Origin of the sequence: Actinomadura graeca, from assembly GCF_019175365.1 — a bacterium.
Taxonomy (GTDB): Bacteria; Actinomycetota; Actinomycetes; order Streptosporangiales; family Streptosporangiaceae; genus Spirillospora; species Spirillospora graeca.
The window spans coordinates 8,059,228-8,071,538 of record NZ_CP059572.1; the positions used below are offsets into that span (position 1 = coordinate 8,059,228).

Annotated in this window: 10 protein-coding genes; 1 reads left to right on the forward strand and 9 read right to left on the reverse strand. The window is 73.0% G+C overall.

What is annotated here, in order from left to right:
• The first annotated feature begins 231 nt into the window (after window positions 1–231).
• Window positions 232–933 carry a S1 family peptidase gene (locus tag AGRA3207_RS35920; RefSeq protein WP_231331747.1) on the forward strand — a complete coding sequence of 234 codons (702 nt, stop codon included), beginning with the start codon at window positions 232–234 and terminating at the stop codon, window positions 931–933.
• 60 nt (window positions 934–993) lie between these two features.
• On the opposite strand, the gene AGRA3207_RS35925 is transcribed toward AGRA3207_RS35920, so the two are convergent.
• The 9 genes from AGRA3207_RS35925 to AGRA3207_RS35965 form a co-directional block, all read right to left on the reverse strand.
• A complete protein-coding gene (locus tag AGRA3207_RS35925) occupies window positions 994–1,962 on the reverse strand; it encodes a zinc-binding dehydrogenase (protein ID WP_231331749.1) in 969 nt (322 codons plus the stop codon).
• Window positions 1,963–1,965: 3 nt separating this feature from the next.
• Window positions 1,966–3,147 carry a CaiB/BaiF CoA transferase family protein gene (locus AGRA3207_RS35930; RefSeq protein ID WP_231331751.1) on the reverse strand — a complete coding sequence of 394 codons (1,182 nt, stop codon included), beginning with the start codon at window positions 3,145–3,147 and terminating at the stop codon, window positions 1,966–1,968.
• The gene (gene hutU, locus AGRA3207_RS35935; RefSeq protein WP_231331753.1) at window positions 3,144–4,850 is read right to left on the reverse strand and encodes a urocanate hydratase; all 1,707 of its coding nucleotides are present in this window, start codon (window positions 4,848–4,850) and stop codon (window positions 3,144–3,146) included. Before hutU ends, AGRA3207_RS35930 begins: the two co-directional genes overlap by 4 nt.
• 30 nt (window positions 4,851–4,880) lie before the next feature.
• On the reverse strand, window positions 4,881–5,750 hold the full coding sequence (locus AGRA3207_RS35940; RefSeq protein WP_231331755.1) for an enoyl-CoA hydratase/isomerase family protein: 870 nt from the start codon (window positions 5,748–5,750) through the stop codon (window positions 4,881–4,883).
• 152 nt (window positions 5,751–5,902) lie between these two features.
• Complete coding sequence (locus AGRA3207_RS35945; protein WP_231331757.1) at window positions 5,903–8,182, reverse strand: acetate--CoA ligase family protein; 2,280 nt, start codon at window positions 8,180–8,182, stop codon at window positions 5,903–5,905.
• Window positions 8,172–9,314 carry an ABC transporter ATP-binding protein gene (locus tag AGRA3207_RS35950; protein WP_231331759.1) on the reverse strand — a complete coding sequence of 381 codons (1,143 nt, stop codon included), beginning with the start codon at window positions 9,312–9,314 and terminating at the stop codon, window positions 8,172–8,174. The genes AGRA3207_RS35945 and AGRA3207_RS35950 overlap by 11 nt, the downstream gene beginning before the upstream one ends.
• Window positions 9,311–10,168, reverse strand: a complete 858-nt coding sequence (locus AGRA3207_RS35955) for an ABC transporter permease (protein WP_231331761.1) — start codon at window positions 10,166–10,168, stop codon at window positions 9,311–9,313. Before AGRA3207_RS35955 ends, AGRA3207_RS35950 begins: the two co-directional genes overlap by 4 nt.
• Window positions 10,165–11,034 carry an ABC transporter permease gene (locus AGRA3207_RS35960; protein ID WP_231331762.1) on the reverse strand — a complete coding sequence of 290 codons (870 nt, stop codon included), beginning with the start codon at window positions 11,032–11,034 and terminating at the stop codon, window positions 10,165–10,167. The genes AGRA3207_RS35955 and AGRA3207_RS35960 overlap by 4 nt, the downstream gene beginning before the upstream one ends.
• Before the next feature lie 157 nt (window positions 11,035–11,191).
• The gene (locus AGRA3207_RS35965) at window positions 11,192–12,310 is read right to left on the reverse strand and encodes an extracellular solute-binding protein (protein WP_231331763.1); all 1,119 of its coding nucleotides are present in this window, start codon (window positions 12,308–12,310) and stop codon (window positions 11,192–11,194) included.
• Window position 12,311 lies beyond the last annotated feature (1 nt).

Here is a 12,311-nt window from a genome sequence, read left to right on the forward strand (position 1 = left end):
CGTCTTCTATCGCGATGCCGAGATCGACTATGCGATAGCGGCGAAACTCGAAAAAGGGCTGAGGAATTGTTTCCCGAGGGGTGCTTCGATCAAAGAAACATGATCTTGAAGAGCGGTCTTCTAAGGGAAGAGAATCAAGTCTGAAAAACTGGTGCGTGCTGGAAGGACTCCGGAAGCCGGTCGCCGGTCTATTTTGACGAGGCTTTGTGCATACCGGCAAAGGAGCTGTGCATGCCCCCCCGTCGCGCCATGACCCTGGCAGGTGCCACCCTGGCACTGCTGTTCGGGACGGCCCTGCCGTCCACGGCGGAACCGCCCCGCCCCCCGTCCGCCGACCTCCGGGCCCCCATCATCGGCGGCTATCTCGTCACCGACGCCCCGTGGGCCGTATCGATCAACAAGGGCGGGGCGTTCACCTGCTCCGGCACCATCATCGCGCCGACGTGGGTCCTCACGGCGGCGCACTGCGTCGGCAGCGGCCTGACGGTGAACGTCGGCAGCGTCTACCGGTCGCGCGCCACCACGATCAACGTCAGCGACTACCAGGTGGCGCCGAAGGGCGACCTGGCCCTGGTGCATCTCGCCAGCCCCCACGAGACCACCTACTCGCAGCTCGCCGACGCCGATCCGCCCGTCGACGCGACCAACCAGATCTGCGGGTGGGGCAAGACCAGCTACAACGGCCCGTTCTCGGACCAGCTCAAGTGCGCCGACGTGAAAGTGACGTCCACCACCTGCTACGACCACCGCTACGGCCCGGCGATCTGCAGCACCAAGATCAACGGTGCCGCCTGGAGCGGTGACTCGGGCGGCCCGCAGCGGTACAACGACAAGCAGGTCGCCGTCGCGTCCACCGCCGACGGCAAGTCGGAGCAGACGTACGGGAGCGTGGCCCCCAGCCGCGCCTGGATCCGCACCATCGCCGGCGTCTGACATCCCCCGGACCGCCCGGCCGGATCTTCCCGGCCGGGCGTTCCGGGGACCACGCGCCTCTCAGGCCGTGAGGACGATCTTGCCGATCATCTCCCCGGCGTGCAGCGCCGCCAGCCCCTTGGCGGCCTCGGCCAGGGGGAGCGTGCGGTCGATCGTGGGACGCAGGCCGGTGTGGACCAGCAGGGACATCAGGTCCTCCAGCTCCTGCCTGCTGCCCATGGTGGAGCCCACCACCTCCAGCTGCAGGAAGAACAGCCGGTTCAGCTCGGCCGGAGGCGCCGCACCCGTGGTGGCGCCGGAGACCACCAGCCGCCCGCCGGGACGCAGCGCCCTCATCGAGTGCGCCCACGTCGCCTCGCCCACGGTCTCCATGACCGCGTCGACGCGCCCGGGCAGCCGCGCGCCGGGCTCGAACGCCTCATGCGCACCGAGCCGCAGCGCCGCGGCGCGCTTGGCCTCGGTGCGCGCGGTGGCCCACACCCGCAGGCCCGCCGCGCGCCCCAGCGCGATCGCGGCGCCGGCCACGCCGCCGGACGCGCCCTGGACGAGCACGGTCTGGCCCGGTCGCGCCCCGGCCTTCGCGAAGAGCATGCGGTAGGCGGTCAGCCACGCCGTCGGCAGGCAGGCGGCGTCCTCGAAGGACAGTTCGGGCGGCTTGGCCACCACGTTGCGCGCGGGCACGCTCACGTACTGCGCGAGCGTGCCCTGGTGCTTCTCGCTCAGCAGCGTGCGGGCCGGGTCGAGCGTCTCGTCCCCCGTCCAGCCGGGGCCGGCGACGACCGCGTGCACGACGACGTCCTCGCCCGTCGCCGTGTCCACCCCGGCCGCGTCACAGCCGAGGATCATCGGGAAGCGGCCGGGGGCGATGCCGACGCCGCGCAGCGTCCACAGGTCGTGGTGGTTGAGGCCGGCGGCGCGCACCGCCACCGTGGTCCACCCGTCGGCGGGCACGGGATCGGGGCGCTCTCCCACCTCCAGCGCCGAGAGCGGGTCGTCCGGGTCGGGTGCGGTCGCGTAGGCGGCGAGCAACGGTTACTCCGTTCGGGAGGGGCGGGACAGTGGTTCCAAGGGGCGGCCGGCGTCGTCGGGGCCGGTGCCGAGGATCTCCTCGGTGTGCTGGCCGACCGAGGGCGGCCCCGTGGTGAACGCCGACTCGACCACCGGAAGCGGCGAACCCGGCACGACCACCTCGCCGGACCCGCTCTCCAGGGGGATCGACCGCACCATCCCGCGGTGCCGGACATGCGGGTCGGACACCAGCGTGTCCACGCTGAAGATCGGGCTGCACGGCACGCCGACCTCGCCCATCCTCGCGACGACCTCCGCCACCGGGTGCGCGCGGGTCCACTCCTCGATGACGCCGTCCAGGTCGTCGCGGTGGTCGAGGCGGGTGTCGGCGCCCGCGCCGGTGAAGTACGCCAGCAGCCGCGGCGCCTCCACCACCCCCGCCAGCGCCGTCCACATCCGCAGGGTCATCGGCGCGAGGTACACGTAGCCGTCGGACGCGGTGTAGGTGCCGGCGTAGGACCGCCGCACCTTGCTGCCGACCCGGGTCGGGCTCACGCCGAGCTGCAGCGCCTCGGCCAGGCACGGCCCGAGCAGCGACATCATGCTGTCGAGCATGCTCAGATCGGTGAACGAGCCCTCGCCGGTGGCCTGCCGCCTGCTCAACCCGAACATCACCGCGAGCGCGGCGTACAGGCCGGTGACGTGGTCGGGTACGAACAGGCCGGCCTGCATCGGCGTCCCGTCGGGCTCGCCGGTCAGGTGCACCAGGCCCGACATCGCCTGGATGATGCCGTCGAAGGCGGGCCGCCGCGCGTACGGGCTGTCGTTGCCGAAGCCGCTCGCGTGCACGTAGACCAGCCGCGGGTTGATCTCCCGGGCGCGGTCGTAGCCGAAGCCGAGGCGCTCGGGGATGCCGACGGCGTAGTTGGTGACCACCACGTCGGCCGAGCGCAGCAGGGTGAGCAGCGACTCCTGCCCGCCGTCGGACTTCAGGTCGAGCATGACGCTGCGCTTGCTGCGGTTCAGCGCGTGGAAGTAGACGTCGTTATACGACAGGGGCTCGGTGCCCCGGCTGGCGTCGCCCTCCGGCGGCTCCACCTTGATCACGTCGGCGCCCTGGTCGGCGAGGATCTGGCTGCAGAACGGCCCGGCGATGTAGTGGCCGAACTCCAGGACGCGGATGCCGCTCAGGGGCGCGGCGCTCATGGGGTCACCTCTCCCGTGCCCTGGCCGTCCCGGATCACGGTGGTGTCCAGGCTCGGCATCCAGATGCCCTGCTCGGCGGCGAACTCGACGGCGCGCCGGTACCCGGCGTCGGCGTGGCGGGCGACGCCGCTGCCGGGGTCGTTGGTCATCACCCGGTCCACGCGCCGCGCGGCCAGCGCCGTCCCGTCGGCGACCACCACCATCCCGGTGTGGACCGAACGGCCGACGCCCGTGCCGCCGCCGTGCTGGACGCCCACCCACGTCGCCCCGCTGGAGGCGTTGAGCAGCGCGTTGAGCACCGGCCAGTCGGCGATGGCGTCGCTGCCGTCGGCCATCGCCTCGGTCTCCCGGTAGGGCGAGGCGACCGAGCCCGCGTCGAGGTGCTCGCGCCCGATCGCGACCGGCGCGCGCACCTTCCCGTCGCGGACGAGGTCGTTGATGACCCTGCCCGCGCGGGCGCGCTCGCCGTAGCCGAGCATGCAGGTGCGCGCGGGCAGGCCCTGCACGCGGACGTGGCGCCCGGCCAGCCGCAGCCACCGCGTCACCGACGGGTCGCCGGCGAACTCCTCCAGCATCGCGGCGTCGATCACGGCGATGTCGGCGGGGTCGCCCGACAGCGCGATCCAGCGGCAGTGCCCCTTGGCCTCGCAGAACAGCGGGCGGATGTAGGCCACGATGAACCCCGGGTAGTCGAAGGCCCGCTTGAACCCGCCGAGGTCGGCCTCCACGCGGATCCCGTTGCCGTACTCGAACACCTCGGCGCCGCGGTCCAGAAGCGCGCAGAGCGCCTCCACGTGGTCGGCCATGCTCGCGCGGGCGCGCATCACGTAGGTCTTGGGGTCGTGCGCGCGCATGTGGCCGGCCTCCTCCGGCGTCAGGCCGGGCACGGCGTACAGCAGGGGGTCGTGCGCCGAGGTCTGGTCGGTGGCGATGTCGACGGCGACGTCGCGGGCGACGATCTGGGGGAGCGCCTCGGCGGCGTTGGCGCGCAACCCGATCGAGAGGGCCCGGCGCTCGTCACGGGCCGTCCGCGCCAGGGCCAGGGCGTGATCGAGATCGTCGGCCTGGACGTCGAGGTAGCCCAGCCGCATCCGCCGGGCGATCTTCGCCTGGTCGACCTCCAGGCAGACGGCGACACCGCCGTTCATGGTGATCGCCAGCGGCTGCGCGCCGCCCATGCCGCCGAGGCCCGCGGTGACGGTCAGCGTCCCGGCGAGCGTCCCCCCGAAGCGCCGGGACGCCACGGCCGCGAACGTCTCGAACGTGCTCTGGAGGATGCCCTGCGATCCGATGTAGGCCCACGAGCCCGCGGTCATCTGCCCGAACATCGTCAGCCCGGCGTCCTCAAGACGGCGGAACTCCTCCAGCGTCGCCCACTCCGGCACGATCATCGCGTTGGAGATGAGCACCCGCGGCGCCCACTCGTGCGTGCGGAACACGGCCACCGGGCGGCCCGACTGCACCAGCATCGTCTCGTCGCCGCCCAGCCGGCGGAGCGTGTCGACGATCGCGTCGAAGTCCCGCCAGGACCGCGCGGCGCGGCCGTTGCCGCCGTAGACGACCAGGTCGCCGGGGCGCTCGGCGACGTCGGGGTCCAGGTTGTTCATGAGCATGCGCAGGGCCGCCTCCTGCGCCCAGCCCCGGCAGGTCAGGTCGCCGCCGTGGGGCGCCCTGACCGTCCGTGCTCCCGCCGTTCCCGTCATCGACTCTCCTCCGCTCACGTGGGTTGCCACCTATTCGCCCGGCTTCGCGGACCTCGGCCCGAACGGCTCGGGACGGAACGGGTCGTCGCGGGCGCCGAGGAACGCCCGCAGGCCGCCCTCGGCCTTCGCCTCGTTGAGCCGTTCGCGCTGCGGCCCGTAGGAGGAGTGGGCCAGCGCGTTGAGCGCGCCGTTGAGCAGCAGGCCGCTGTCGAGGCCGGCCGCGCGCAGGCCCAGCATGGTGATCGCCTTGTTCAGCCGCACCGACGCCTCGGGCACCAGCGCGATGCGCCGGCCCAGCCGCCGCGCCGCCGCCAGCAGCTCGCCGGGCTCGACGACCTCGTTGACCACGCCGATGCGCAGCGCCTCGGCGGCGTCGAAGTGGTCGCCGGTCAGGGCGTAGCGGTTGGCGCTCTTCCACCCGCACAGCGCCGCGAACAGGAAGATGGAGCTGGAGGTCATCCGCACCTCGGGCTGGGCGAAGACCGCGTCTGTGGAGGCGATGGTGATGTCGCAGGCCAGGCTGTACCAGAACCCGCCGCCCATGCACCAGCCGTTGACCGCGGCGATCACCGGCTTGGACAGGCTCCAGATCTCCCTGAGGTGGTCGAGCTCCTCGTAGTTGCGCTCGTACCAGTCGGCGATGACGTCCGACGGGTAGCGGGACGCGGGGCCGGACTGGTTCTGGCCTGTGGCCGCGGACATGTCGTAGCCGGAGCAGAACGCCCGGCCCGCCCCGGTCAGAACGATCGCGCGGACGTCCGGGTCGGCGCCGGCGCGGCGCAGGGCGTCGTGCAGTTCCCGTTCCAGGTCGAACGACAGGGCGTTCATGACCTCGGGCCGGTTGAGGGTGATGGTGGCGACGGCGTCGTCCACCTCGTACAGGATCGTTGCGTAGTCCACGGGGGTGTGTTCCTCACGTGTCTGCGGCGGGCACAGGGCCGGGGCGGTGCTTCCGCCCAGGGACGCCCTGGTGCCGCCGGATTGCTCTCGGACGACGGTCCGGTGGCCGTCGCCGTCCGCCCGGCCGGCGCGGGGTGCGGGTGCCGGGCCGCTCATGGCGCCGTCCGCCCGGACGCGGCGACGATCCGCAGGTCGAGCACCCGCACGCCCTGTCCCTCCGGCAGCACGGCGACCGGGTTCAGGTCGATCTCCACCTCGGCCTCGCGTAGGTCGGCGGCCATCCGCGCGACGCGAAGGACGAGGCCGGCGAACGCGTCGGCGTCGGCCGGCGGGGCACCGCGGTAGCCGGCGAACAGGCGCGCCAGCGGCGTGCCGTCCACCATCCGCCGCACCTCGCGGGACGACACCGGCGGCAGCGCCAGCGCCGGGTCCGGTTGCAGCTCGACGAGCGTCCCGCCGGCGCCGAGCGCCAGCACCTGCCCGAACACCGGGTCGAGCCCGCACCCGACGAACGCCTCGACGCCGCCGGTGACCATCTCCTCCACCATGACCCGCGGCGCCGGCTCGCCGAGGTGCCGCGCCACCGACGCGGTGACGGCCTCGTAGGCCCCGCGCACCTGCGACGGCGTGGACAGCCCGACCGCGACGCCGCCGAGGTCGCTCTTGTGCACCACCTTCGGCGACGCGGTCTTGAGCACGACCGGGTACCCGACCGAGCCGGCCGCCGCGGCCGCGCCGCCGGCCGACTCGGCGATGACCCGCCGCGGCAGCCGCAGCCCGTACCGCCCGGCCAGGTCGGCGAGCACGTCGTGCGGCACCTGCCCGGCGGGGGAGGCGTCGAGCGCCTGCCGCACCGCCGCCAGGGACGCCGCCCGCCGCCCGTCGTCGGCCGCCGCGCCTGCCGCCGTGTCGGCCACCGCCGCGGACGGTGCGCCGTCCGGCGCGGCGCGGGCGTGCGCCGCCACGGTGGTCACCGCGGCCACCGCCGCCATGCCGGCGCGGGTGCCGTGGACGACGGGGATGTCCGATCCGGCCAGCGCCACGGCGGCGAACGGGTGCAGCCCGCCGCCGTAGTTCGACAGCACCATGACCGGCGTGCCCGTGCTCCGCCGGACGCCCGGAAGGGTCTCCAGCAGGCGGGTGTAGGAGCCGGCCAGCCGCTCGCCCAGTGACGGCGGCGCGTCCAGGATGACGGTGAGGAGGTCGACCCCCTCGTCGGCGGCCACGGCCGCCGCGAGCCGCCCGAACCGCTCGGGATCGCCCACCAGCTGCCCGGTCCCGTCGAGCGGGTTGGCGATCGTCGCGAAGTCCGGCAGGATCCGCGCGAGCTCATCGCGGGTCCCCGGCGACAGCCGCGCGAGCCGCAGCGGCCCGCCGCCCCCGCCGCCCCTGCCGCCCTCGTCGTCGGCGGGACGGTCTCCCGCGTCGCCAGGCAGGGCCCCGAAATCGGCGGCGACGTCCGCGACCAGACCCGTCTCGCCACCGGACAGCCCGACGAACGCGACCCGGTCCCCGGCGGGGCGGGTGCGCAGGGTGGACAGCGCCACCAGCGCCTCGGTCAGCTCGTCGAAGTCGGCGGCCGCGACGATCCCGGCCCGCCGGCAGAACGCCTCGTAGGCCCGCGCGTCCCCGGCGATCGCGCCGGTGTGGGAGGCGACGTTGCGCGCGCCCAGCTCCGTCCGGCCCACCTTCAGGGCCACCACCGCGACGCCGTGGTCGTGTCCCTTCCGGACCGCGGCCATGACGCCCTCGGCGTCGCTGAGCCCCTCCACCACCAGGCCGACCGCCCGGGTGGACGGATCCTGGACGAGGTAGTCGAGGTAGTCGGCCAGGCCGGTCACGGTCTCGTTGCCGCTGGAGACGACGTAGGAGAACCCGAGCCGCCCGGAACCGGCCAGCAGGATGCATCCCGAGCCCGACTGGGACACCACGGCGACCGGCCCGGGGCGCAGGTCCGCGCCGTAGCCGGCCCCGGTCAGCCACAGGCCGCGGCCGGGGTTGAACACCCCCATGCAGTTCGGGCCGACCAGGCTCATGCCGTAGCGGCCCGCCAGCTCCCGCAGCCGGGCGGCACGCTCCGCGCCGCCGGCGGTCTCCTCGAACCCCGAGGCGTAGACGACGACACCCCGGCAGCCCTTCTCACCGGCCTGCTCGACCAGCCCCGCCACGCTGTCGCCGGGTGTGCAGACGAGCGCCACCGTCGGGGTGTCGGGCACCTCGGCCAGCGACCGGTACACCGGGACGGCGCCGACGTCCCGGCCGCTCGGATGGACGCCGTAGACCGCGCCGCCGAAGCCCGACCGCCGGAGGTTGCCGAGGATCCGGCCGCCGGTCGAGCCCGGCCGCGCCGACAGCCCGACGATCACGATGCTCTTCGGGTCGAGCAGGTCCGCCAGCGCGGGCTGGCGGTAGGTCCGGCCGCTACCGCTCATGGGGCACCGCCACCACCTGGGTCGTGTCGAGGTAGGCCGTCAGCGTGCCGCCGTGCCGGATCGACTCCCGGGCGTCGCGGGGGAGGGTGGCGCGCAGCGGCACGCCCTCGGCGGTGCGGACGGTGACGCGCACGGCGTTGCCCAGGTACAGGTCGTCGAGCACGTGCAGGTCGAGGCGGGCCGGCGCCGACCCGGCCGGCGCCAGGCTGAGCGCCTCCTCGGGGATGCTGAGGCCGACCCGCTCGGCGGACTCCAGCGGCTGCCCGCACGCGACCTCGATGTCACGGCCCGCGAACCCGACGCGCGCCCGGCCGCCGGTGACGCCGGCGAGGGTGGCCTCGGCGACGTTGTGCCCGCCGAAGAAGCTCGCGACGAACCCGTTGCGCGGGCGGGTGTAGAGCTCCTCGGCGGTGCCCGTCGCGTCGATGCGCCCGTCGTGCATGATGACGATCCAGTCCGAGAGGGTCAGCGCCTCCTCCCGGTCGTGGGTGACGTAGACGGTCGTCGCCGCCGCCTCCTGGTGCAGCCGGCGCAGTTCCACGGCCATGCGCATGCGCAGCTCGCGGTCCAGCGCGCCGAGCGGCTCGTCCATCAGCAGCAGCTGCGGCCGGAAGGCCAGCGCGCGGGCGACGGCCACCCGCTGCTGCTGCCCGCCCGACAGCTCCCGCGGCAGCCGGCCGCCCAGCGCGCCCATCCCGACGAGCTCCAGCATCTCGGCGACCCGCCGTTCGCGGTCCTGCTTCGGCCGGCGGCGCATCTTCAGCCCGTAGGCGATGTTGTCCGCGGCGGTCATATGCGGGAACAGCGCGTAGTTCTGGAACACCATCCCGATCTCGCGCGACGCCGGCGGCACACGGGTGACGTCCCGGCCGTCGATGAGGACCTCGCCGCGGTCGGGGGCGAGGAACCCGGCGACGACCCGCAGGATCGTTGTCTTCCCCGAGCCGCTCGGCCCGAGGACCGTGACGAAGCTGCCGCGGTCGGCGACCAGGTCGATGCCGCGCAGCGCCTCGGTGCCGCCGAAGCGCTTGATCAGGCCGCGCAGTTCCAGCCCGGCCGGCGCGGGTGTCGCGGCGGGTCCGGGTCCGGTCCCGGCCTCCTGCCGCGGCTCCTTCCGTGCCCTGACGTTCATACCTTCCTCCGCAGCATGAATGCGAGCGAGCCGACGACTCCGGTGCCCGCCATGAGCAGGGTCGCGATCGCGGTGATGTTGGGATCCAGTCCGGTCTTGACGTTGTCGAAGATGGCCTTCGGGAGCGTCACGGTCCCCGGCCCGCCGAGGAAGTTGATGAGCACCGCCTCGTCGAAGCCGGTGATGAACGCGAAGATGTAGGCCGCCCCGATGGCCGGCAGCAGCTGCCGCAGGGTGATCCCGACCATGGCCCGCGGCCGTGACGCGCCGAGGGTCATCGCGACCAGCTCGGTCTCCGCGGGCAGCCGGGCCATCGCCGAGCCGAGGATCAGCAGCACGAACGGCAGCCCGTGCACCGCGTAGGTCAGCACGAGCGCCCCGAGGTTGCTCGTGAGCCGGAACTGCACGAACAGCGTGTACAGCGCCACGGCGTAGGCGACGCCCGGGATGACCAGCGGGCTCAGGCCGATGGCCTGCAGCAGCCCCTTCAGCGGCAGCCGCGACCGGTGCAGCGCGAACACCGCCGGGATGCCGATCAGCAGCGAGATCGCCGCCGAGACGGTCGCCAGCTTGAACGACAGCACCATCGCGTCGATCCAGGTGCCCGAGCCGAAGAACGACCGGTACTGCCGCAGCCCCCATTCCTCGGGCGGGAACTGGAGCACCTCGGCGTTGGAGAAGGACAGCACGACGACGCACAGGATCGGGACGCCGAGGAACAGCACCGCGGCCGCGCGCACGACGAGGTCGGCCACCTTCACGCCGCGGGCGAGGGCCCGGCGCCCCGCCGTGTCGGGCACGGTCCGCGGGGCGGTGTCGGCTGCGGCCGCCGGCCGCAGGATGCCGGTCGTCATCCGAGTGCCCTCCGCATCCGCTCCTTGCCCACCAGGCGCAGCCCGCCGAGGATGACCAGGGCGGCGACGATCAGCAGCAGCACCGAGGCCACCGCGGCCTGCTGGGGTTCGAACAGGTTGAAGATGTCGTCGGCGATGAGGCTCGCGGTGAACGGCGCCGTGGCCCCGCCGAGCAGGACGGGTGTCAGGTAGTAGCCGATGCAGATCACGTAGACGATCACCGTCGAGGCCAGCAGCCCGGGCAGCGCCAGCGGCGCCACCACGTCCCGCAGCGCCCGCACCCGCGAGGCGCCCATGCTCTCGGCGGCCTGGACGAGGTTCAGGTCGATGGTGACGTAGACCGCGTACAGCGGCAGCACCGCGTAGGGCAGCATCTGGTAGGTCATGCCGGCCACCACCGCGAACCGGGTGCGCAGCAGCTGCATCGGCTCGTCGATGACGCCGAGCGACGTCAGGGTCCGGTTGACCACGCCGAAGCGTTCCAGGAGCACGGTGAAGACGTAGATCTTCATCACCGCTCCCATCCACAGCGGCATGAACACCGCCAGCGCGATGACCATGCGGGTCGCCCGGCTCCTGGTCGTGCGCAGCGACCAGGCCAGCACGGCGCCGACCACCACGACGATCACCGTGACGATCAGCGAGGTGACGCAGGTCGTCCACAGCGTGCGCCGCGCCGCCGGGCTGTGGAAGAAGTCGCTGAAGTTCCCGAATCCGTCGGGTTCGCCGAAGGCCGTCCGCAGCAGCTCGACGAACGGGTAGAGGATGAACACGCCGGCGGCGACGAGGAACGGTGCGATCAGCCCCAGCCCGGTCAGGCCGGAGAACGTGGACTGCCATCCCCTGGTGCGTGTTCGGCGGCTCATCCGCAGCATGTGCTCATCTCCTGGTCATCTCCCATCCGGGCTCGTCGGTGGACGGTTCGTCGCCGGGCGTCGCGCGGCGCGGGGCGCGCCCTGAGGGGCGGCCCGGCCGGCGCGGCGTGCCGGTGGCGGATCCCGTTCGCCGCCGGCACGCCCGCCGTCAGCCGACGAGGATCTCGCGGAGCGCCTTCCCGAGCTCCTGCTGCTGCTTGGCCCCGGCCTTGCCGTCGACGAGGGTGACGCCGGTCTTGTTGATCGGCAGGTTCTTCACGACCTCGGGCGACAGGTACTTCTCCATGTCGCGCCCGCCGGTGCCGCTGTAGATCTTCTCGGTGAACTTCGCCTGGTTCTCCCGGTGGTTGGCGTACCACTTGATGAACTCGAAGGCGGCGTCCTTGTTCTTGGCGCCCTTGGTGACGCACCAGCCCTCGTCGAAGAGCAGGCCGCCGTTCCAGAAGAGCTTCAGTTCCGGGACCTGCTTCATCGCCGACACCAGCACGGTGTTCGGCGCCTGCATGATCGCGACCTCGCCGTCCACCACGGCCTGCTGCATCTGCGCCGGGCTCGTCGACCACACCGGGACGTTCGGCTTGATCCTCTTGAGGGCGTTCATCGCCCGGGGGACGTCGACGGGGAAGAACTGCTGGGGCGCGACCCCGTCGCCCTCCAAGGCGAACAGGCTGGTGAAGATGGGGTTGTTCGCGGTGATGCCCCTCGTCCCGGGGAAGGACTTCACGTCGAAGAACTCACGCGGGTTCGTGGGGCACTTCTTCACCAGCTTGGTGTTGCAGCCGATGAGGTTCACCGTGCCGCCGTGGTCGAGGTAGTACGGCTCCGAGGGGCTGGGCCGGATCGCGCCGTCGGCGACCACGGGCGAGATGTCGGTGACCAGCGACGGGGGGAACTTCTCGAGGTTGCCGTCCAGGACGAGCTTCGAGGTGTCCCCGCCCGGCGCCTCCAGCAGGTCCCACTCGACGTTGTTCCCGGCGCGCTGCGCGGCGACCTTGGCCGCGAAGCCGCCGCCGGGCGTGGCGATGGTCACCTTGATCCCGGTGTCCTTTTCGAACTGGTCGTAGAAGAACTCCTTGTTCGCGGCCGTGAACGACCCGCCCCAGCCCGCGATGACCAGGGTGCGGCCGGAGCCGCCGCCGGAGTCGGAGCCCGAACCGCAGCCGGCGGCCGTGGCCGCGACGGCCGCCGCGAGCGCCCCCGCCACGAGGACCGTCAGCCGGCCGGGCCTCTCGCGCCCGCCGCGGGCGTGCATTCTCTGGGAAGACATG

Coding starts and splice junctions, on each gene's coding strand:
- AGRA3207_RS35920 (WP_231331747.1), top strand. CDS start 232: ATGCCCCCCCGTCGCGCCATGACCCTGGCAGGTGCCACCCTGGCACTG.
- AGRA3207_RS35930 (WP_231331751.1), bottom strand. CDS start 3,147: ATGAGCGCCGCGCCCCTGAGCGGCATCCGCGTCCTGGAGTTCGGCCAC.
- hutU (WP_231331753.1), bottom strand. CDS start 4,850: ATGACGGGAACGGCGGGAGCACGGACGGTCAGGGCGCCCCACGGCGGC.
- AGRA3207_RS35945 (WP_231331757.1), bottom strand. CDS start 8,182: ATGAGCGGTAGCGGCCGGACCTACCGCCAGCCCGCGCTGGCGGACCTG.
- AGRA3207_RS35950 (WP_231331759.1), bottom strand. CDS start 9,314: ATGAACGTCAGGGCACGGAAGGAGCCGCGGCAGGAGGCCGGGACCGGA.
- AGRA3207_RS35955 (WP_231331761.1), bottom strand. CDS start 10,168: ATGACGACCGGCATCCTGCGGCCGGCGGCCGCAGCCGACACCGCCCCG.
- AGRA3207_RS35960 (WP_231331762.1), bottom strand. CDS start 11,034: ATGAGCCGCCGAACACGCACCAGGGGATGGCAGTCCACGTTCTCCGGC.
- AGRA3207_RS35965 (WP_231331763.1), bottom strand. CDS start 12,310: ATGTCTTCCCAGAGAATGCACGCCCGCGGCGGGCGCGAGAGGCCCGGC.